This window comes from Photobacterium lipolyticum, assembly GCF_003026475.1.
Lineage (GTDB): Bacteria > Pseudomonadota > Gammaproteobacteria > Enterobacterales > Vibrionaceae > Photobacterium > Photobacterium lipolyticum.
Window position 1 is genome coordinate 88,020 of the sequence record NZ_PYMC01000012.1, and the last position, 21,076, is coordinate 109,095.

17 protein-coding genes and 1 tRNA gene are annotated in these 21,076 nt (G+C 44.7%); 13 read left to right on the top strand and 5 right to left on the bottom strand.

Annotated features, from left to right (window positions below):
- The first annotated feature begins 1 nt into the window (after position 1).
- From C9I89_RS16080 to C9I89_RS16090, 3 genes are all read left to right on the top strand, one after another.
- Positions 2-1,072, top strand: coding sequence for a glycosyltransferase family protein (locus C9I89_RS16080; RefSeq protein ID WP_107284335.1), 1,071 nt, complete (start codon positions 2-4; stop codon positions 1,070-1,072).
- 70 nt (positions 1,073-1,142) lie between these two features.
- The gene (gene wecB / locus C9I89_RS16085) at positions 1,143-2,279 is read left to right on the top strand and encodes a non-hydrolyzing UDP-N-acetylglucosamine 2-epimerase (protein WP_107284336.1); all 1,137 of its coding nucleotides are present in this window, start codon (positions 1,143-1,145) and stop codon (positions 2,277-2,279) included.
- A 152-nt stretch (positions 2,280-2,431) separates the two neighbouring features.
- A complete protein-coding gene (locus C9I89_RS16090) occupies positions 2,432-3,244 on the top strand; it encodes a glycosyltransferase (RefSeq protein ID WP_146155077.1) in 813 nt (270 codons plus the stop codon).
- Positions 3,245-3,299: 55 nt separating this feature from the next.
- Here the strand turns inward: C9I89_RS16090 and C9I89_RS16095 are convergent, their stop codons facing one another.
- On the bottom strand, positions 3,300-5,225 hold the full coding sequence (locus C9I89_RS16095; RefSeq protein ID WP_107284338.1) for a polysaccharide biosynthesis protein: 1,926 nt from the start codon (positions 5,223-5,225) through the stop codon (positions 3,300-3,302).
- Positions 5,226-5,441: 216 nt separating this feature from the next.
- Between C9I89_RS16095 and galU the strand changes: the two genes are divergently transcribed.
- Positions 5,442-6,350: a UTP--glucose-1-phosphate uridylyltransferase GalU gene (gene galU, locus C9I89_RS16100; RefSeq protein WP_107284339.1), complete on the top strand. Its 909-nt coding sequence runs from the start codon at positions 5,442-5,444 to the stop codon at positions 6,348-6,350.
- A 209-nt stretch (positions 6,351-6,559) separates the two neighbouring features.
- Here the strand turns inward: galU and folD are convergent, their stop codons facing one another.
- On the bottom strand, positions 6,560-7,417 hold the full coding sequence (folD, locus tag C9I89_RS16105; RefSeq protein ID WP_107284340.1) for a bifunctional methylenetetrahydrofolate dehydrogenase/methenyltetrahydrofolate cyclohydrolase FolD: 858 nt from the start codon (positions 7,415-7,417) through the stop codon (positions 6,560-6,562).
- Positions 7,418-7,806: 389 nt separating this feature from the next.
- Here folD and C9I89_RS16110 point away from each other — a divergent pair.
- The 8 genes from C9I89_RS16110 (at position 7,807) to C9I89_RS16145 (ending at position 17,504) form a co-directional block, all read left to right on the top strand.
- Positions 7,807-7,883 (top strand) — tRNA-Arg (locus C9I89_RS16110).
- 583 nt (positions 7,884-8,466) lie between these two features.
- On the top strand, positions 8,467-9,768 hold the full coding sequence (tig, locus tag C9I89_RS16115; RefSeq protein WP_107284341.1) for a trigger factor: 1,302 nt from the start codon (positions 8,467-8,469) through the stop codon (positions 9,766-9,768).
- 105 nt (positions 9,769-9,873) lie between these two features.
- Positions 9,874-10,497 (top strand): ATP-dependent Clp endopeptidase proteolytic subunit ClpP, encoded by a 624-nt coding sequence (gene clpP / locus C9I89_RS16120; protein WP_107284342.1) that lies wholly within the window; start codon positions 9,874-9,876, stop codon positions 10,495-10,497.
- A 115-nt stretch (positions 10,498-10,612) separates the two neighbouring features.
- Positions 10,613-11,893 carry an ATP-dependent protease ATP-binding subunit ClpX gene (gene clpX / locus C9I89_RS16125; RefSeq protein ID WP_107284343.1) on the top strand — a complete coding sequence of 427 codons (1,281 nt, stop codon included), beginning with the start codon at positions 10,613-10,615 and terminating at the stop codon, positions 11,891-11,893.
- Between the two features lie 137 nt (positions 11,894-12,030).
- A complete protein-coding gene (gene lon / locus C9I89_RS16130; protein ID WP_107284344.1) occupies positions 12,031-14,403 on the top strand; it encodes an endopeptidase La in 2,373 nt (790 codons plus the stop codon).
- A gap of 240 nt (positions 14,404-14,643) precedes the next feature.
- On the top strand, positions 14,644-14,916 hold the full coding sequence (gene hupB, locus C9I89_RS16135; RefSeq protein ID WP_107284345.1) for a nucleoid-associated protein HU-beta: 273 nt from the start codon (positions 14,644-14,646) through the stop codon (positions 14,914-14,916).
- 269 nt (positions 14,917-15,185) lie between these two features.
- Positions 15,186-17,078 (top strand): peptidylprolyl isomerase, encoded by a 1,893-nt coding sequence (gene ppiD, locus C9I89_RS16140; RefSeq protein WP_107284346.1) that lies wholly within the window; start codon positions 15,186-15,188, stop codon positions 17,076-17,078.
- Positions 17,079-17,213: 135 nt separating this feature from the next.
- Entirely contained in the window at positions 17,214-17,504 is a 291-nt protein-coding gene (locus tag C9I89_RS16145; RefSeq protein ID WP_425440420.1) for a ComEA family DNA-binding protein, read from the top strand.
- A 74-nt stretch (positions 17,505-17,578) separates the two neighbouring features.
- On the opposite strand, the gene rrtA is transcribed toward C9I89_RS16145, so the two are convergent.
- Positions 17,579-18,118: a rhombosortase gene (rrtA, locus tag C9I89_RS16150; RefSeq protein WP_245905506.1), complete on the bottom strand. Its 540-nt coding sequence runs from the start codon at positions 18,116-18,118 to the stop codon at positions 17,579-17,581.
- Positions 18,119-18,128: 10 nt separating this feature from the next.
- Between rrtA and C9I89_RS16155 the strand changes: the two genes are divergently transcribed.
- Positions 18,129-18,761 (top strand): tRNA-uridine aminocarboxypropyltransferase, encoded by a 633-nt coding sequence (locus C9I89_RS16155; RefSeq protein ID WP_107284349.1) that lies wholly within the window; start codon positions 18,129-18,131, stop codon positions 18,759-18,761.
- A gap of 284 nt (positions 18,762-19,045) precedes the next feature.
- Here C9I89_RS16155 and C9I89_RS16160 read toward each other — a convergent pair whose 3' ends face one another.
- Both C9I89_RS16160 and yfbR read right to left on the bottom strand, forming a co-directional pair.
- Positions 19,046-20,413, bottom strand: coding sequence for an anti-phage deoxyguanosine triphosphatase (locus tag C9I89_RS16160; protein WP_107284350.1), 1,368 nt, complete (start codon positions 20,411-20,413; stop codon positions 19,046-19,048).
- Positions 20,413-20,997, bottom strand: coding sequence for a 5'-deoxynucleotidase (gene yfbR, locus C9I89_RS16165; RefSeq protein ID WP_107284351.1), 585 nt, complete (start codon positions 20,995-20,997; stop codon positions 20,413-20,415). The genes C9I89_RS16160 and yfbR overlap by 1 nt, the downstream gene beginning before the upstream one ends.
- Between the last annotated feature and the right edge of the window lie 79 nt (positions 20,998-21,076).

A 21,076-nucleotide genomic window follows, 5' to 3' on the forward strand; every position in this document is an offset into this window, starting at 1 on the left:
TATGGATTTGATTTATTTTTCTCCAGTTCCTTGGAATAGTATTGCTCAGCGGCCCCACTTTTTTATCAAAGAAGCGATCAAGCAAGGGTTCGATAACATCATATGGGTTAATCCGACTCCGTCTCGGTTTCCAGAATTGTATGATCTTCGCAGGGTGTTATCACCCTTTGAAGCTAGCAGCTTCGATATTCCACCACAGGTGAAAGTCATTTCGCCGAGGCTAATACCTATCGAGCCATTTAACTCTGGCTACAAACTACTGAATAAGAGCAAGCTTGATATTATCGTTGCGGAAATTAAATCAGAAATCAAACATGAATCCCGACATATAGTTGTCGGTAAGCCGTGCTTGCTGGCAGAAAAAGTTTTGGCAGAGATTGATTTTACAAGTACTGCCCTTGATATGATGGATGATTTTCCTTGCTTCTTTTCTGGCCTTTCAAGGGTAAGTGTTGGTAAAACCCTCGAGAGAATGATTCAACAAGTTGATTTGTGTATTTATTCATCGACTAGTCTTGGTGAAAAATATTCTCTGACGAATTTGAATTCAATGCTGGTTTTAAATGCGTGTGACGAGCACTTTCTGCAAAAGGCACAAAGTCGAAAACGAAACCCTAGGACCGAGAAGTTAATTTTCGGTTATGTTGGCACAGTTGCGACTTGGTTTGATTGGGATGTAGTATTAAAGCTTTCGTCTCAGTACCCTGAGTCTGAAATTCATATAGTTGGGCCAAATTATTCATCGACACCAAGCGCACTACCTACAAATGTTACGCTATTCCCTGCAATTGAGCACTCTAAAGTTTCTGAGGTTATCGCGACCTTTGATTATGGCTTAATTCCGTTTAAGCAAAATGAATTGACCGAATCGGTTGACCCTGTAAAGTATTACGAATATCTAGCACATCAAATCCCAGTAATAAGCACGCCTTTTGGGCAAATGAAGTATCGGATAGAGAACAACAATGTTCATGATTTTTCTGTTTTTTCCGTAAACTATCAAATAGAACCGGAATCAACCGTTACGTGGCATAATAGATTTCGACCTTTTTTTAATTTACTTAAACAGTAAAGAATAGACAAAATAGATGACGTTGCCACTTACAAAGTAGTAATTGGCTTATGCATTCTTAGGAAAAAATATGACTACGATAAAAGTATTATCTGTTTTTGGTACACGACCAGAAGCAATTAAAATGGCGCCTGTGGTTGATGGGCTTAAAAATGATCCACGTTTTGATAGTAAAGTCTGTGTCACGGCTCAGCACCGTGAAATGCTTGATCAAGTGTTAGGTTTATTTGAAATTGTGCCTGATTATGATTTGAACATTATGAAATCAGGTCAGGATCTCACCGATGTTACCACATCGATTTTGACAGGACTTCGCTCTGTTCTGCAAGAATATAAACCTGACTATGTTCTTGTTCATGGCGATACTGCAACCACATTGTCTGCGACACTTGCAAGTTACTATCAGCAGATTAAGGTTGGTCATGTCGAAGCAGGTCTGCGCACAAATAATATTTATTCACCTTGGCCTGAAGAAGGGAATCGTAAGCTGACAGGTGCTTTAGCTAACCTTCATTTTGCGCCGACTCAGATATCATTGGAAAACTTGTTAGCTGAAAATATTTCTGAAGTAGCTATTTCGGTAACAGGGAACACCGTAATAGATGCATTACTAATGGTTCAGGCTAAATTAACTAATGATACGGCTTTGTCTGAATGTTTATCTTCTAAATTTGACTTCCTTGACGCCAAGCGCCGTTTGGTTTTGATTACTGGCCATCGCCGTGAAAGCTTTGGTGGTGGATTTGAACGTATTTGCCAAGCAATATCAACACTAGCTAAATCTTTTCCAGATGTTGATTTTGTTTATCCGGTGCATCTGAACCCTAATGTTCGAGAGCCAGTAAACCGGTTGCTTGTAGATAAATCCAATGTTCATTTGATTGAGCCTCAAGATTATCTTCCTTTTGTATTTTTAATGACTAAATCAAGTATTATTTTGACAGATTCCGGTGGTATACAAGAGGAGGCTCCATCTTTAGGTAAGCCTGTTCTTGTTATGAGAGAAACAACGGAGAGGCCAGAGGCTGTAGATGCTGGTACGGTTAAACTTGTTGGTACAAATGTAGATCAAATAATTCTTGAAGTTAGTCGCCTTCTAACAGATTCTGTTGAGTATGAAAGGATGAGTGTTGCTCATAATCCATATGGGGACGGAACTGCGAGTAAGCATATACTTGATGCAATTTCGAACGCTCACGAAAAATAAATATTTGTTAGATCCACCACAATGAAATGATACGCATTATGATGGAACGGAAATATTGTACTTAATTGCGTTACCCCTTTATTTCAAATGCTAACCGGCAAGAGGAATAGCTGTATAGAGTTGTATGAAGTTATTATACGTTGAGGTGGGATTTGTTTAAGTTAGCAGTTAGCATCGTAACTTATAAACACAATGTTGATGAAATTGTTACAGTGGTTAATAAGTTGGCTGATGCGGTTTATAATAGTGAAAACACATGTTGTCAAGTTAATATTGTTGATAACCATGGCAGCTTCAACGGAGCTGACTTTATTAAAAAAGTTAGCCATTTTGATGAAACTATAATTTCTTTTGATTATATTGCAAATCCTGACAATAATGGATATGGGTTTGGAAATAATTTAGCATTAGAAAAGTCTAAAGAGAGTGATTATTTTCTTGTGCTAAATCCTGATGCTTTTTTAAATGTTGATGCTTTACATAAAGCAATCAGCTATATGGAAGCTAATGATGAGTGTGTTTTGCTTGCTCCTAAAATACTGTCGAAAATCGGAGTTCAAGAGTCTGGAGTGAAGGAGTATCCATCAATTCTAGTGTTGTTAGCTAGGCTTATAAATTTAAAACCATTAAATGCACTGTGTCATAAGTCGTTGGAAAACTATGAGGCTAGAAGTGTGTTTCGAGCTGTTGAACCAATAGATGTGAATATAATATCGGGTTGTTTTATGTTATTTAAAACAACTTCGTTGAAATGTTTAGGCGGGTTTGATACTCGGTTCTTCATGTATTTTGAAGATTTTGATTTATCTTTACGTGCTCAAAATATTGGACGAGTAATTTACCATCCCGATGTGATCATAACTCACTTAGGTGGTGGCGCTGGCAGAAAAGGTCTAAATCACGTCAGATTTTTTATACAGTCAATGGTTAAGTTTTTCCATAAACACGGATGGAAGATTATTTAGCCTAAAATAAAGGCGGCTTTATATGCCGCCTCTTAAAGTTATTATGTGGCTTTCTTTAATGTGTAATCTTTGTGTTTGAAGCGAGCGCAATATTTTCACGATAAAGCCAATCTTTGATTTCACTGTTTGGCTGATATCCCGTTGGCACATCTAACAAAATATTCCTAACCATCTCAATGTCAAAATCATGACAAGCGATATCTAGTCTTTTTAGAATAGAACTCATAGCCTCCCAAGTTAGCTTAGCTTCAGCTGCGGTCATGATTTTCGAGTGTGTCGTTCCTTCTACATTCTCACCAATTAACAGCTCTTCGAAGAGCTTCTCTCCTGGTCGAAGTCCGGTATAAATGATTTCAATATCTCCATCTGGGTTTGAATCATTTTTTTCACTGTATCCCATAAGATGGATAATTTTTTTTGCCAACTCTGAAATTTTCACCTGTTCACCCATGTCGAGAACGAAAACTTGTCCGCTATTGCCCATCGCACCCGCTTGGATAACTAGCTGCGCCGCTTCTGGGATTAACATAAAGTAACGGATGATGTCGGGGTGGGTTACTGTTACGGGGCCGCCATCTTTTATTTGTTTCCTAAATAAGGGGACGACAGAGCCTGATGAGCCAAGTACATTACCAAATCTGACCATGGTGAAGTTTGTTTTTAGTTGCCGTTCAGCAAGGGCTTGCAGCACAAGTTCAGCCATGCGCTTGCTCGCGCCCATGACATTGGTTGGGCGAACCGCTTTATCGGTTGAAATAAGGACAAAATTCTTCACGTTACATTTGATCGCAGCTTCAGCCGTAAACCAGGTACCAAATATGTTATTTCGGATACCTTCAACCATATTATGTTCGACCATCGGCACATGTTTATATGCAGCTGCATGATAAACAGTGTCAACTTGAAAGCCGGTCATTATTTTCTCTAAACGATTTTGGCGTTGAACTGAACCTAAGGCTGCTATAATTTCAACCTTATGGTCAGTATTGTTATTTAATTTAACTAGCTCTTGTTCAACGGAATAAAGGTTGAATTCATTCAGTTCAAATAGTACCAGTGTTCTCGGCTTTTGTTTGATGATTTGCCTGCAAAGCTCTGAGCCAATAGAGCCTCCAGCTCCTGTGACCATAACGGATTTGCCGTTGATGTTTTTTGACATCAGTTCTGGTTCTGGAGGAATGGGGTCTCGGCCAAGTAAGTCGTTTAGGTCGAGATCTTTAAGTTGATCAATATTGGCCTTTCCACATGCAATATCTTCAACTGACGGAACAGATTGGATTTGAATTGGCAACTGTTCTAGTTTTTTTACCAGTCGAAGTCGATCACCTTTACCTATATTGTTAATAGCAAGCAATAGTTTAACGGGTTCATATAAGTTTAGCAGGTGGTTGAAATCATCTTCGCGATGGACCCGCAGCCCATAAATAATGCTATTTTGTTTTGCCGGATCATCATCAATAAAGGCTATGGGATGGTATTGGTTACCTTGTAATAGGGCATTCGCAAGGTCACGCCCTGTTGCCCCAGCACCATAGATAACAACATTAGGTTTGTTTTTCTTATAGTTTTGGGAGAAGTAAACCCTGATCAGTATTCTCGGACCGCCTAGCATAATAATGGCAAGGCCTGAATATATAGCAGGAACACTTCGCGGGATAAATGAGTGGGTAAGAAAGCTGGCAATGGCTAAGCCGAATGCTGAAATTGCAACAGCGATAAAAATGTTTCCTAAAGCTGGCATCATCATATATCGCAGTACCGCGCGGTACATGCCAAGTTTGGTGAAGCTGATAATGGTCAAAATGACGGTCGCGGCAATGGTGACTATTTCATCAATTCCGACTTGAAATAACCATGTATTCAGCCTGAGTGCTATAGCTGCATAAAGTGCAAATGTTGTAGCTATGACATCATAACTAAGCGTGATGATCCGCTTGTGATGTCGAGGTGCTGATAAAAACGGAGAAATGACTTCTAGCATAATGACTCATAAGTTATTAATGTGTAGGTATGTAGCAATTTCAAAAGCAAAATATCGCGCAATTATAGATCACTTGGCCTGCTTTTAGATACAAAAAGCTCGCTGTTAATCCATTTAATCTGGAGTATTTAGTGATAATATTGAAAATTGTGTGGAGGGTAACTTTTCTTAAGTTTACTATGAAATGTCGCTGTAAATATCAAATATGGATTAAAAATGTCGAATACTTCCCCGGTTCGTAAAGCCGTTATTCCTGTCGCTGGCCTTGGAACCCGTATGCTTCCGGCAACAAAAGCAATTCCTAAGGAAATGTTGCCAATCGTCGATAAGCCATTGATTCAGTATGTGGTTAACGAGTGCGTTGCGGCTGGTATCAAAGAGATTGTACTGGTCACGCATTCATCAAAGAATTCTATTGAGAACCATTTTGATACCTCGTTTGAATTGGAAGCAACATTAGAGAAGCGTGTTAAACGTCAGCTGCTTGATGAAGTGAAGAGTATCTGCCCGAAAGATGTGACGATTATGCATGTGCGACAAGGCCAGGCTAAAGGTCTTGGTCATGCTGTCCTCTCTGCCCGTCCATTAGTTGGAGATGCGCCTTTTGCGGTTGTGCTTCCGGATGTCATTCTTGATGATGTGGCCAGTGATCTGCGCAAAGAAAATATGGCAGCCATGATTAATGCTTTTAACGCCACCAAGATCAGTCAGGTACTTGTGGAGCCTGTCTCGATGGCAGAGGTTGCCAATTACGGTGTGGCAGACATCAATGGCGCTGAACTCAAGCCGGGTGAAACGACGGCGATGACGAAAGTGGTAGAAAAACCCGCGGTTGAAGAGGCACCGTCAAATCTTGCTATTGTGGGCCGATATATATTAACCGCTGATATTTGGGATCTACTGGCGAGAACACCTGTTGGTGCCGGTGATGAAATTCAGCTGACTGATGCGATTGATATGCTGATGGAATCACAGCAAGTGAATGCGTTCCATATGTCAGGTAAAAGCCATGACTGTGGTAGCAAGTTGGGTTATATGCAGGCCTTCGTGGAATACGGCATACGTCACAACAGCTTGGGTGATGATTTTAAAGCGTACCTGAAAGAGATTGTTAAAACGCTGTAAGGTGTAGACTGGCCCTGTGGTTCTGAGGCCCTATGGAAAGAGCGGTACTCGATTCGAGTACTTAGTTCCTAGTGGCGAGGAAGAGCAGGTGCTAGGTAATAGCATTGAAATAAAGAAGATGTGACGGATGCTGTTTTTAGAACCATAGAACTAAAAAGGGAAGCATAAGCTTCCCTTCTTTAATCTCGTACCTCGAAACTCGCCTCTAATCACTCTGAATGATACTGCTCGCAAGCCAGTAGGGTATTTTCAATCAGGGTCGCGACCGTCATCGGGCCAACGCCGCCAGGGACTGGCGTGATGTATTTCGCCCTCTCACGAGCAATATCATACTCAACATCTCCAACAAGCTTGCCGTTGTCTAATCGGTTGATACCAACATCAATAATAGCGGCGCCTTCCTTGATCCAATCACCAGGAATAAAGTTAGGTTTACCGACCGCAATGATCAGAATATCGGCCTGGCGAACGTAGTGCTCAAGATCCTGAGTAAAGCGATGGCAGGTAGTCGTTGTCGCGCCACCTAACAAAAGCTCTAACGTCATTGGACGACCGACAATATTTGAGGCGCCAACAATAACCGCGTGCTGACCACGAACCGGGATATTATAGCGCTCTAATAGCGTCATTATGCCTTTTGGGGTGCATGAGCGTAATTTAGGAATGCGCTGACATAAACGGCCAACATTATATGGATGAAATCCGTCAACGTCTTTTTCCGGGTCAATCTGCTCAAGTATTTTTGTCGTATCAATGCCCGCAGGTAGTGGCAACTGAACCAAGATGCCGTCAATATTCTTATCTGCATTCAGTTCATCGATTAACGCTAGAAGCTCCGTTTCTTTGGTTGTTGCCGGAAGATCGAAGGATTGTGAAACAAACCCAACTTCTTCACACGCTTTACGTTTACTTCCGACATAAATCTGCGAGGCCGGATCTTGCCCTACCAGTATCACGGCTAAACCTGGAGCTCGTAATCCTGCTTCAACTCGCGCCTTTACTCGCGCAGCAACTTCTTGTCGAACCGTCTGGGAAATAAGTTTTCCATCAATAATTTGAGCGGTCATGATTTTCCTTTTGGGTAATTCCGGGCTAATTCGTAAACTAGGGCTTCTTAAAATGTCATTAATTGCTTGAGCGTAAACCAGTTGTCGAAAAGGCTGAAAGCGCACTTCGAATATGGCTATATAGCGATTATTAGAGTCAGGCATTGTCGCAGATAATGTGATTAAGATCTACCGGGCAAACGTTTGCCCGGTTGGTGTTTGTTATCTGTTTTGAATGTTATGACGCGGGGTGCGAATAAAACAGCAGCGTTAACTGCTTAAATTAAAGGTGGTTTGTAGGAAGTTTGAGCGGTCGGCGTTTAAGTTGAAGGAAATGGACTAAAAATCGTTGACGTTAAGATTGAGCTACGTATAATTTTGCCCCGTAGCACAGTGTTACGTTAAATGATGCGCCCTTAGCTCAGCTGGATAGAGCACGTCCCTTCTAAGGATGTGGTCGCAGGTTCGAATCCTGCAGGGCGTACCATCTTCCTTTTATACACCTATTCTGCTTAACTAAGCTCCCCATTCCGATGAATCCGTCACTCTATAACCGTTAGCTATTTGTTTGATCCCGTACTTTATTTACGTAAATCGCTTTAGTACCTGTTCAGGTTCTTGGGTATATGACGATGTCTGTTACTCGAACGGCATGCCAGAAAGCGCTAGGCTGTGTTGCCTGATAATTGTTCAATGAGTCAATTGCTTCAACATAACTCAGTGATTGGTCATGGCGCGATTCGATGGTTTTTCGGGCTATTGATGAAAAAAATCATGATTGAGTCGTTTATTTTCACTTTTTACCCTTGAAAATGGTTTTTTTGCCCCTATGTTGTGGAACAGTTGTATTTTGATAGCTGTTTAAGGCTTCTGTCTCGACGACAGGTGAACAGGTCGCTATAATGGCGCGTTTGATTGCTAGCCCTGTGGTTTTTTCCAGAAGTGCTAGAAATTATCAGAATTTAAGGCGTTATGGTTTTTTGCCGTAACACGAAAAGATGCCACCGTCAGTAAATGACTGATCGGCAACATCACTCAGAAAAACTGAGTAAGATTTGAGGTTAAATAAAATGCAAGTTACCGTTGAAACCACTGAAGGCCTAGAGCGCCATCTAACAATCACAGTTCCTGCCGCTAACATTGAAGACGCAGTAACTGCAGAGCTGAAAAAAATTGCAAAAAATCGTCGTTTTGATGGTTTCCGTCCGGGTAAAGCCCCGATGAAAATGGTTGCTCGTATGTTTGGCGCATCTGTTCGCCAGGACATTCTTGGTGAAGTGATGCAGCGTCATTTTATCGAAGCAATCGTTAAAGAGAAAATCAATCCTGCAGGCGCGCCGACTTTCACTCCAGTTGAGATTGCCGAAGGTAAAGATCTTGTATTTAAAGCATCTTTCGAAGTATATCCTGAGATCGAACTAGCGGGTCTTGAGAAGATCGCTGTTGAAAAACCAGCAGTTGAAGTAAAAGACGAAGATGTCGCGAACATGCTTGATACGCTACGTAAGCAGCAAGCAACGTGGTCTGAAGTTGAAGCACCAGCGGCTGCAGACAGCCGTGTAACTATCGATTTCACAGGTTCTATTGATGGTGAAGAATTCGAAGGTGGTAAAGCTGAAGGTTTCGCACTAGCAATGGGCCAAAACCGCATGATCCCTGGTTTTGAAGATGGCATCGTTGGTAAGAAAGCGGGTGAAGAGTTTACTCTGGAAGTGACTTTCCCTGAAGATTACCACGCTGAAAACCTAAAAGGTAAAGCAGCATCTTTTGCAATCAAACTGCATAAAGTTGAAGCGCAAGAGCTACCAGAACTAACTGAAGAGTTCGTTGCTAAATTCGGTGTTGTAGATGGTTCTGTTGACGGCCTTAAAGCTGAAGTTCGCAAGAACATGGAACGTGAACTGAAGCAAGCCGTTAAAGGCCGCATCAAAGAGCAGGTTCTTAACGGTCTGGTTGAGCAGAACAATATCTCGGTGCCATCAGCGCTGATTGATCAGGAAATCAATGCACTTCGTCAACAAGCTGCACAGCGTTTCGGTGGCGATGCGAAGAACACCCCTGAACTACCACGTGAGCTATTTGAAGAGCAAGCTCAGCGTCGCGTTGTTGTTGGCCTGCTAATCGGTGAAGTGATTAAGGCTGAAGGACTGAAAGCTGACGACGAGCGTGTTAAAGCGCTAATCGCAGAAATGGCTTCTGCTTATGAAGACCCAACTGAAGTTGTTGCTTACTATGAGCAAAACGAGCAGCTAATGAACAACATGCGCAATGTTGCTCTTGAAGAGCAGGCGATTGACGCACTACTAGCAAAAGCTCAGGTTACTGAAAAAGAAGTTGGCTTCAACGATCTTATGAACCAGCCAGCGGCTTAATTTGCTGAAATTACTGTAGAGATTTGACTTTGTTTTAAATCTTCTGCTAACAATGGTCCGTGTGAGTCTTTTCATTCGGGCCATTTATTTTAGGGAAATAACGTTATGAGCTACCAAGAAAACAACGCCATGTCGCCAATTATGAATGCGCTGGTACCTATGGTGGTCGAGCAGACTTCTCGTGGTGAGCGTTCCTACGACATTTATTCCCGACTACTGAAAGAGCGTGTGATTTTCCTGACCGGTCCGGTTGAAGATCATATGGCTAACCTAGTAGTTGCACAGCTTCTATTCCTTGAGTCTGAAAATCCAGATAAAGATATCTTCCTTTACATCAACTCACCGGGAGGTTCTGTAACGGCTGGTATGTCTATTTATGACACCATGCAGTTTATAAAACCAAACGTCAGTACAGTATGTATGGGACAAGCGTGTTCTATGGGCGCATTTCTGCTGGCGGGCGGCGCAGCGGGTAAGCGTTACTGCCTGCCGAGCGCTCGGGTTATGATCCACCAGCCGTTAGGTGGTTTCCAGGGACAGGCATCGGATATTCAGATCCATGCCCAAGAAATTTTGACTATCAAACATAAACTTAACACCTTGCTTGCTAATCACACGGGTCAACCTCTTGAAGTTGTCGAGAGAGATACTGACCGTGATAACTTTATGTCTGCAGAGCAGGCTGTTGAGTATGGCTTGGTAGATGCTGTTTTGACGCAACGTGACTAATTCTGAAATTTTCTCGGTGGCGCGACTTTAACCGTGTGACGGAGCAAAATAGCAAGAGTTGTTATACACTCAAAACAAGGCAATGATGGGTTTAAACCCGAAAAGAGGTTAGCGAATGACAGATAAGCGAAAAGAGAATGGTAGTGGAAAACTGCTGTATTGCTCTTTCTGCGGCAAAAGCCAACATGAAGTTCGTAAGCTGATTGCTGGCCCTTCTGTGTATATTTGCGATGAATGTGTCGATCTTTGTAACGACATTATTCGCGAAGAAATTAAAGAAGTGATGCCTAAGCGCGACGGCAATGAGCTTCCGACTCCGCAAGAAATTCGTTCAAACCTGGATGATTACGTTATTGGTCAGCCGCATGCTAAGAAAGTGTTGGCAGTAGCGGTTTATAACCATTACAAACGTCTTCGTAATGGCGACACCACAAGTGAGGGTGTTGAGCTGGGCAAAAGTAATATTCTGCTGATCGGTCCGACAGGTAGCGGTAAAACGCTGCTGGCTGAAACACTGGCACGTATGCTGGATGTACCATTTACGATGGCTGATGCAACCACGCTGACTGAAGCGGGTTATGTTGGTGAAGATGTTGAAAATATCATCCAGAAGCTGCTGCAGAAGTGTGATTACGACGTAGCGAAAGCTGAGCGCGGAATTGTTTACATCGATGAAATCGATAAGATTTCACGTAAGTCTGATAACCCGTCGATTACGCGTGACGTATCGGGTGAGGGTGTTCAGCAAGCACTACTGAAACTGATTGAAGGTACTGTTGCTTCGGTACCACCTCAAGGTGGCCGTAAGCATCCGCAACAGGAATTCTTGCAAGTCGATACGTCTAAGATCCTATTTATCTGTGGCGGTGCGTTTGCCGGCCTGGATAAAGTGGTTGAACAGCGCATATCAACGGGTACCGGCATTGGTTTTGGTGCAGACGTTCGTTCAAAAGACGAAAAGAGCACTCTGAGCGATCTGTTTGCGCAAGTGGAGCCACAGGATCTGGTTAAATACGGCTTGATCCCTGAATTTATCGGTCGTCTGCCAGTAACCGCAACGCTGAACGAGCTTGATGAAGCGGCGTTGGTTCAGATCCTGCGTGAACCGAAGAATGCGTTGACTAAGCAGTACGCGGCATTGCTTGAACTTGAAAACGTTGAGCTTGAATTCCGTGATGATGCGCTGGTTGCCATTGCTCGCAAAGCGATGGAGCGCAAAGCCGGTGCCCGTGGTTTGCGTTCAATTGTTGAAGCGGTTCTGCTCGATACTATGTACGAATTGCCATCAGCGGAAGGCGTCAGTAAAGTTGTGATTGACGAGTCAGTGATTAACGGTGAGTCAGATCCATTGTTGATCTACGAAAATACCGGAAATCAAGCAGCTGGCGCAGAGTAATTGTTTAATAACTACTCAAATATCTAAAAAAAAGGAGGCTTTTGCCTCCTTTTTTATTTTCTGTTGCATCTCCCGTTGAATCTTGATGCTTTACCCCCATATACTCAATAAAGAGTTTAAAAGGAAGAGAGAATAATATGAACCTGGAGCGTTCTGAACGCCTTGAAATCCCGGTTCTGCCACTGCGTGATGTGGTGGTATACCCTCATATGGTGATTCCATTGTTTGTGGGCCGGGAAAAATCAATTCGTTGCCTTGAATCGGCAATGGATAATAATAAACAAGTTCTGCTGGTCGCTCAGAAAGAAGCGGCCACTGATGAGCCTTCGATTGAAGAATTGTACGATGTCGGTACTGTCGCGACGATCCTTCAGCTGCTGAAGCTGCCTGATGGCACGGTGAAAGTACTGGTTGAAGGTCAACAGCGAGCAAAAGTTGAACACTTAACCGATGATGAATTCTTCAGTGCTGAAGCTGTGTTTCAGATCACACCGGAAATGGACGAGCGCGAGCAGGAAGTTTTGGTTCGCACTGCTATTAACCAGTTTGAAGGCTTCATCAAGCTCAATAAAAAAATTCCGCCAGAAGTATTAACTTCCCTAAATGGTATCGACGAAGCGGCACGCCTGGCTGATACCATTGCTGCGCATATGCCTCTGAAACTGGCAGACAAGCAGAAAGTACTCGAAATTATTGATATTACAGAACGTTTAGAGTTCTTAATGGCAATGATGGAATCTGAAATCGATCTGCTTCAGGTCGAAAAGCGCATTCGCGGTCGCGTTAAAAAGCAGATGGAAAAAAGCCAGCGCGAGTACTATTTAAACGAACAGATGAAAGCTATCCAGAAAGAACTGGGTGAGCTTGATGATGCACCAGACGAATTCGAATCTCTCAAGACGAAAATCGAAGAATCGAAAATGCCTGCAGAGGCTCGTACAAAGACAGAACAAGAGCTGCAGAAGCTTAAGATGATGTCACCGATGTCGGCAGAAGCGACCGTTGTACGTGGCTATATCGACTGGATGCTCAGTGTTCCTTGGTACAAGCGTTCAAAGGTGAAGAGAAACCTGGCAAAAGCCGAGGAAGTTCTCAACGCAGACCATTATGGTCTGGAGCGCGTAAAAGAACGTATTCTGGAATATCTGGCGGTACAGACCCGGATCAATAAGCTAAAAGGCCCGATCCTTTGTCTTGTCGGTCCTCCTGGCGTAGGTAAGACCTCGCTGGGTCAGTCGATTGCAGCCGCGACGGGCCGTCAATATGTAAGAATGGCGCTGGGCGGCGTGCGTGATGAAGCTGAAATCCGCGGCCACCGCCGTACCTATATCGGTTCTATGCCGGGCAAGCTCATCCAGAAGATGGCTAAGGTGGCGGTGAAAAACCCACTGTTCCTGTTAGATGAGATCGATAAGATGTCGTCTGATATGCGTGGTGATCCGGCTTCAGCATTGCTTGAAGTGCTTGATCCCGAGCAAAACAATGCCTTTAACGATCACTACCTGGAAGTGGATTACGACCTGTCTGATGTGATGTTCGTGGCGACCTCGAACTCAATGAACATTCCAGGCCCACTGCTTGACCGTATGGAAGTGATCCGTCTGTCGGGTTATACCGAAGATGAAAAACTGAACATTGCCAAGCGTCACTTGCTGAATAAGCAAATCAAGCGTAATGGGTTGAAAGACGGTGAAATCGAAGTCGAAGACTCTGCGCTGATTGGGATTATCCGTTACTATACGCGTGAAGCGGGCGTGCGTAATCTTGAGCGTGAAATTTCAAAACTATGCCGTAAAGCGGTTAAAGAAATTCTGCTGAACAAAGATGTCAAGAAAGTGTCTATTAGCCAGGATAACCTGAAGGATTATTTGGGTGTCCAGCGTTGCGACTATGGCAAAGCCGATGAAAGTAATCGGATTGGTCAGGTCACAGGACTGGCATGGACAGAAGTCGGCGGCGATTTACTGACCATCGAGACGGAATCGATGCCTGGTAAAGGTAAGCTTACTTATACCGGCTCATTGGGTGACGTGATGCAGGAGTCGATTCAGGCGGCGATGACCGTTGTCCGCTCTCGTGCTGAGCGGTTAGGGGTTAATCCCGACTTCTACGAGAAGCGTGACATCCACGTTCACGTTCCAGAAGGCGCTACGCCGAAAGACGGCCCAAGTGCAGGTATTGCGATGTGTACGGCGCTGGTTTCGAGCCTGACCGGTAATCCGGTACGTGCTGATGTTGCGATGACCGGTGAGATCACCCTGCGAGGTGAGGTACTGCCGATTGGTGGCTTGAAAGAAAAACTACTGGCAGCACACCGCGGCGGCATTAAAACGGTACTTATTCCAAAAGAAAACGAACGTGATTTGGAAGAGATCCCAGATAACGTGATCGCTGATTTGGAAGTTTGTCCGGTTCGTTGGATTGATGAAGTGCTGACAATAGCATTGCAGAACAATCCCACCGGTATCGAGCTGGTAAACGCGCAAAACAGTGACATGCAGCAAAGTTAAGTAAAGAAAAAACGCTTTCAGGTACAAAAAGCCTTGTCAGCGTTTTTTTGTGTCGCTATAAGTTAGGTCTAATTTTCTGTAAGCTCAATAATATCAAGGCTTACACGCTTCATTGGTGTCGCGTGCTGGTATTATTAGAGCCTGATTCAAATTTAATTGTTCGTGGCAAGACCTCGTTCTTGCAGGCATTTTTCGTCGATAATGTCTCTTACGGACAATATTCATTGAGGGGATGAAATTGTGAATAAAACTCAGTTAGTGGATAAAATTGCTGAAAGTGCTGATATCTCTAAAGCGTCTGCTGGTCGTGCTTTGGATGCATTTATTGACGCTGTTTCTGACACGTTGAAAACCGGTGATCAGGTTGCGCTTGTTGGTTTTGGTACTTTCTCAGTACGTGAGCGTGCCGCACGTACGGGCCGTAATCCGCAAACCGGTGAAGAAATCCAAATTGCTGCCGCTAAAGTTCCAGGTTTTAAACCAGGCAAAGCGCTTAAAGACTCTGTAAACTAAATTCTGTAAACAGGATCTTGTAAACACCGGATTTTGTAAACAATAGGGGTATAGCCCTGTGTTTGCGCTGTGATTCATACAGTTCAAATATCAATGCTGGTTGTTTTTCATAGCTAAGCAGAACTGATGAGGGCGCATCAAGGTGATGCGCTTTTTTTCTTTTACTTGTATTTTTTTGTATCAAGGTGACATTTCGGTGGCCATTACCGCCAGCCGGAGACATCTTCATACTACCATGCCAGCTCGAACAGTAGGAGATACGGCAAATCATGATGGAGCGATTGCGCGAAGGCGCTAACAGCATTTGGGTTAAGATTATTCTTAGCTTGATTATTTTATCTTTTGTCTTTGCTGGCGTCGGCAGCTACCTTGCCGGTGGCAGCCAACAAGCTGCAGCAAAGATTGATGGTCAGGAAATCAGCCAAAGCCAATTTGAACAGGCTTATCAGAACGAGCGAAATCGTATGCAGTCACAGTTAGGTGACTATTTTGCGACGCTTCTGGGCGATCCTGAATACGTTAAACAATTCCGTCAAAGCGTGCTTGACCGCATGGTCAATGACGTTTTAATTGAGCAGCGTGCGAATGAATTAGGTTTACGCATCAGCGACGAGCAAATTCGTAACGCGATTGTTTCAATGCCTGAATTCCAGCGTGATGGTCAGTTTGATAACGACATGTACACGACGCTACTGCGTCGTTCGGGTTTTTCACCGGAGCAATTCGCTGAATACATTCGTACTGATATGCTTCGTCAGCAGTTCCTTACGGCGATTCAGGGCAGCGACTTTGCACTGAGCAACGAATTGACGGCTTTGCGTAAGCTAGAAGCACAGCAGCGTGTTATTCGTAGCCTGACATTGGATCTTGCTGAGTTCACGAAAAATGCAGACATTTCTGAACAAGAAGTCATTGCATTTTATGAGCAGAACCCACAGATGTTCACCCGCCCAGAGCAAGTAAAGGTGGCATACATTGAGCTTTCTGGTGATGGTCTGAAAGACAGCATTGAAGTATCAGATGATGATGCTAAAGCTGACTACGCTGATCATAAAGAAAAGTACAGCACAGCTGAACAACGCCAGGTAAGTCACATTCTGATACAGGGTGACAGCAGCGAAGCGAAAGCGAAGGCTGATGATGTAATGGCTCAGCTGAAAGCCGGTGCTGATTTCACTCAGCTGGCGCAATCTTCTTCTGATGATACTTTCAGTGCGAAAGACGGCGGTAAGCTGGATTGGTTTGAACGTGGAGTGATGGATCCTGCGTTTGAAGATGCAGCATTTGCATTGATCAATGAAGGCGATCTTTCTGAAGTCGTGAAATCATCCTTTGGTTACCACATCATCAAATTAGATGCGGTAAAAGCGTCGGTTGTGAAGCCATTTAGCGATGTTCGTGATGAAATCCTTATGACGCTGCGCGAACAGCGTGCTGCTGAATATTTCTATGATATGCAGACTAAGCTCGCAGAGACTGCATTTGAAATGCCGGACTCTCTGGATGATGCTGCAGCAGCGGTGAATGTGGCAGTTCAGCATACTGAATTCTTCTCTCAGCATGATGGGGAAGGTGTACTGGCTACCCCGGCTGTATTGCAGGCGATATTTAGTGCTGAAGTTCGTGAAGATGGCCTGAATTCAGATGTTATCGAAATTGGTCCTGAGCATGTAGTGGTTGTACGTGTTGACGATTCACGCGAAGAAGCTGTACTGCCGTTTGCAGAGGTTTCTGCTGCCGTGAAAGCTCAGTTGGCCAGCCAGAAAGGCGAGGTCAATGCGCAAGCGAAAGCGGATGAAATCATCGCTGCACTTCGCGCGGGCAATGACACGATTCTTGAAACTGAAGGTTTACGTTTCGCTGAAGAGCAAACCATTAGCCGCTCAGGTCCAGACCGTATGGTGTCTCAGGTTGTATTTGGTTTATCTAAACCGGCAGAAGGTCAACCTGTTTATGGTATGACGCGTGATACGTCTGGTAATGTGATGATCATTGCACTTGATAGCGTGATTAACTCTGATGTCGAGCCGGTAGCTGTGGATAGCCAGTTTGCCACGCAGATAGAGCAGATGAACGCTCAGCAAGATACAATGGCAACACTGCAAGTGCTTCGCGCTACTGCAGAGGTTAGTTACCCATTACTGGAAACACCTGCCAACTAATTGAAATTTATATTTCTGTTAACGGGCCGCCTTTGTGCGGCCCGTCTTTTTTCTGATAATTAATGTCATTTTGTACTTTTCCATTATCTTTCTATCGTTATGCTGCATTTATTACATAAGTGTATTAAGAGGAAGATGATGAAAAACATAGTGAAAGCGGTAGTGTTTTGCGCGGCAGTCGTGTTTGCCCCCATGGGGTCGGCTGCAGGTGGTGAGCACGAAGGTATTGAGATTACTGTTAATATTAATCAGGCGAATGCCGAAGAGCTAGATAAATTGCTGATAGGCATCGGGCCGGAAAAAGCGGATAATATTATAGCTTACCGTGAGGCCAATGGTAATTTTGAAACCGCAGATGATTTGCAACTGGTCAAAGGAATTGGTGCCTCGACCGTTGAAAAAAACCGTCAGCGTATCAAGCTGTAGTAGGCAATACTAATAAGTGGTATAAGCATGAAGGAGCGTAGTTTGAGGTACTCCTTCAGTTACCCCGATTGGTATTACTTATGGCGCTGAGTATAGCCTGCAATCAGACCCGAAACCGCCCCAATCAAATGGGCTTCAATTGCCACTCGCGCGCCGATTAATGCCGCTGAGCTAGTCGACCCTCCATAGTATTGCTCCCAGCCTATTTTTAGAACCAGACCAGCTAATAACAGCCAGCCTCCTTTGGTTTGAGTACGGATATCTCTTACCGCTCCCCATGCAAATAAGCCATGAAGGACGCCTGACAAACCGGCATACCATTGGATGTCAGTAGCCAATATTCCGACACCAATAACGACAGAAAGGAAAAGAATAAGGGCGGTATAACCCCTTGCAGTGAAATGGCTGCGGAAGATGAAAGTGATAATAATCAGCGCCAAGCAGTTCATTAACATGTGTGGCCAATTGGTATGGGTGAGATTTCCTGTTAGGATCCGCCATATTTCGCCGTGTGCAATGGCCTCACGATCCCAGGCTATCCAAGACTGGGTAACCGGCCATTGTGTTAGAAAGCAGAGACTGATGGCGATAACTAAATAAGTACGAATAGACAAGGCAACCTCAATGAGCCGATATTGTGAACAGTGCGGAAAGGCGAAAAAAGCCTGCATCTGTCGCTGGATCCAAGTTATTGATGCTAAAACTGAACTGTGGATTTTACAACACCCTTCTGAACTTAATCGGGCGATTGGTACTGCGCGGATATTAACCCTGTCATTACCCAATGCCCGGTTATGGGTCGGTGAAGACTTTTCTCTGCATGATGAGTTAAATATGTTGCTTGCAGAATCTGGTCGAGAAATCTTTCTGGTTTACCCCGGCGAAAGCTCGGTACCGATTTCCAGCCTAGCTTCGACTAACATAGCTTCGACGAGCCCGGTAAAAGGGATAACCCGAACGCTGATCCTGCTGGATGGTACCTGGAAGAAGGCCTATAAAATGTGGCAGCTTTCAACGAACTTGCATCATTTGCCAACGGTAAACCTGGATAATGTAGAAAGCGGTAATTACCGGATACGTAAATCTCCGAAAGAACAAGGGGTATCAACAGTTGAAGCCGGCTACCTGGCATTGACGGCATTAGAGAGCCACCCTGAGACGTTCGCGCCGCTGCTTGATGTCTTTAATCAGATGATTGATTTTCAAATCCAGCAGATGCCTGCGGGGATCTACGAGAAGCACTACGGTGAAAAGTAGGGGGAGGGTTCGAGTTTCGAGTTCCTAGAAGCGAGTGGCTAGGAAGAGCGGGAAATGCAGGCCTATGTTCTAATGGTTCTACTATTGCGTCATTCCGTAAAATGAGGAACGAATTTATACGGAATCTAAGGATCACACGGCTAGAACTGGATCCCGGATATCTCGTACCTCGATTCCGGGATAACGTTGTAGTTGAGTTCTAAACTTCGTTGTTTCGAGGTCAAATTCAAACTCTGGGGACAGCTTTTCCTCGTTTCTAGTCATCTAGATACTCGTACCTGCGGTTAAAACCCATGCCCCTCGTTTCCTAGCGAAACCGCAGTGGTCGGCTGGAAAAGGGTGCTGTATAGCCGCTGGGAAAAGCCGTCTGTCATGCCGGAAATGTAGTCGGCAATGATCCGGTGCTCGTTATTTCCCTGATTCACAGCTTGCAGCCAGCGCTCGCGGGTATTGGCAGGCAGCAGCCGTTCCGGATCGGAGGCAAAGGCTTCGAACAATTCCATCACTAATTGCTGGCCCTTGTATTCCAATAGCTGGATTTCAGGCTTCTTCACTACGTATTCGCTGACAAAGTGTTTCAATACTGCGAGTACGCGCTCCATCGGTTCAGTTAAATAGGCATTCCATTTCAGCAGGGGCTCTTCAAAACTATGGAGACCGTCTTGAATGGTCGGGCCGATCTGAATCGATGTCAGCAGGGCGTTCACCATCGCACCGATTGCATCCTTTCGTTGATAATGGGTGCCAAACAACTGTTGACTGAGTTCAGTGGTTCGTTCTTCAAGCCAGGGTTCACCGCAGTCAGCGAGTTTACTTGCAACGGCATCGTGCCACTGTTCACGATTGACAATGCCCATCACAATGGCATCTTCCAGATCGTGCACCCCATAGGCGATGTCGTCTGCCAGCTCCATGATCGAACAATCCAGCGATTTAAAGCGTGTTTTCTGGTGTTCTCCGGGGGAGGTTCGCTCACTGCGCATCTGACCGAATAGGGCTTTGTCCTGCGCGGATAATGGTGCTAAAACCCAGTTGAACACGTCACGGTCATCGTTATAAACCCCTTTGGCCGGGTGCCAGTCTTTGGCCTTAAGATGGCGGAAGTTACTGACTTCGGTAGGCAGTTCTATGGCTCGGGTCTGGCTGATAAAGGCCGGGTACTTGAGTAAACCGAGCAGGCTGCGGCGCGCGAGGTTCATACCAAAGTGTTCGGTATAAGGTTCCAGTAAGGCCACAATACGGAATGTCTGGGCATTGCCTTCAAACCCACCGTGATGGCGCATCATGTAATTCAGGGCGACTTCGCCACCATGACCAAAAGGCGGATGGCCGATGTCATGGGCCAGGCACAGGCTTTCCATTAAGCTGCTCGTCGGCAGCAAACCCCGAAACTGCGGCTGTTTAATTTTGAGTTGGGCAACAATGCCAGTGCCGATTTGTGACGCTTCCAGTGAATGGGTCAGCCGGGTACGGTAAAAGTCATGATGGCCGGCCCCGTGCACTTGTGTTTTTGCCTGCAGACGTCGAAAGGCTGCGGAGTGAAGAATGCGAGCCCGATCCCGCTGATATACAGAGCGGTGATCATTGCGACGCATTTTCTGCTCATTACTTTTTCGCTGTTCCCAGTCGGGGGTCAGGGCAAATTTTGTCATTAACTGATGTCATCCAGTGTTAGATTAAAACTATCGACAAAAGTCGTTAGAAAGTATTCCATCTCAGGGCTAGAGCGGTCGGCTAACGTTTTTTCTAACCGTTTTTTCGCTTGGGTAAACTCATGGTTACCCGCATTGAGCTCTTCGAGGCATTTCAGGTAAGCACACAGTGAATCTGCCTGTTTGACGATAGCATAGTCACCCTGATCGATAGCCTGGCTGTCTAATAGCGGGGCATAATCCTCGCGGAACTCTTCTGGTAGCATCGAGACCAGCTTCTGCTCTGCGGCAAGTTCTATCTTTTTGTACTCTTCAGCAATGGCCGGGTTGTAGTATTTAATCGGGGTCGGCATATCGCCAGTTAAGACCTCACTGGTATCGTGAAACATGCCGAGCAGAGCAATACGCTCAGGGTTAACATGACCGCCGAACTTACGGTTTTTAATCAAAGCCAGGGCGTGAGCGACAAATGCAACCTGCAGGCTATGCTCAGAAATATTTTCGGTAGAGACACAACGCATCAACGGCCAGCGTTGAATGAGGTTCATGCGAGCGAGGTGAGCAAAAAAATGACTTTTTTCCATAACGATACTTCTTCGCAGCTAGGGGCAAGATTGATTTAAAGGTAACAGAAATAGCGATGAGGTAAACAAAAGCCCCAAT